The following is a 940-nucleotide window of genomic DNA, read 5'->3' on the forward strand; positions in this document are numbered from 1 at the left end:
CGAGCTCCAGGTGGCGTTCGTGGCCGCCGACGGTCGGGTCCTGCACACGGTCCGCCAGGTCAGCGGCAACTGGACCGCCGTCGGCACCGTCGACCTGACCGGCGTTCCCGCCGCCCGTGACGGCGTCGCCCTCACCGGCACCTTCAACTGACCCGCGCCGGCCCGCGCCGCGCCCCCCACCCGAACTTTCGAGGAATCCCCATGTCTCTCACCTTCTCCCGCCGCGTCCTGACCTCCGCCACCGGCATGGCCCTGGCCGCCTCCGGTCTGATCGCCTTCGCCGCCACGCCCTCCCACGCGGCGGGCCCCGCCTACCAGATGCCCTTCAGCTGCCAGCAGTCCTGGCTGGGCAAGACGTACGGCGGCCACAGCCCGTCCACCCTCTCCATCGACTGGACGCGGGGCTCCTCGACGGAGAACCAGCCGGTCCTCGCCAGCGCCGACGGCACGGTCAGCATCGTGAAGTCCCTCACCACCAGCTACGGCAAGTACGTGGTCATCGACCACGGCGGCGGCTCCAAGACGCTGTACGCCCACCTGAACGACCACGACGTCACCGTCGGACAGCGCGTCACCCGCGGCCAGAAGATCGGCATCGTCGGCAACACCGGCAACTCCACCGGGGCCCACCTGCACTACGAGCAGCAGTACCAGGGCACGGTCAAGCAGTCCGTCTTCAACGGCGTCCCGTTCAGCATGGGTTCGACGCTCACCAGCAAGAACTGCGGCGAAGTGGTGACGCCGCCCGCGCCGTCCGGCCAGTGGCGGGCGCAGGTCGCGGTGGAGTCGGGCGGGGCACTGTTCCACGGTGTCCGCAACCCGAACGGGACCTGGTCGAAGTTCGGGAACGTCCAGGAGGAGGGCGGCGAGATCCCCTCGGGCGTGCGGACCACCGCCGAGGCCGGCATCGACGGCGACACCCACCTGCTCGCCGTCAGCA

The 940-nt window shown here is 70.7% G+C and carries 1 protein-coding gene; it reads left to right on the top strand.

The features are described 5' to 3' along the window. Positions 1–201: 201 nt before the first annotated feature. On the top strand, positions 202–940 hold a 739-nt coding region (locus NOD94_RS41190), incomplete at its 3' end, for a M23 family metallopeptidase (protein ID WP_281211364.1).

Origin of the sequence: Streptomyces sp. Isolate_45 (assembly GCF_024721315.2) — a bacterium.
Classification (GTDB): Bacteria; Actinomycetota; Actinomycetes; order Streptomycetales; family Streptomycetaceae; genus Streptomyces.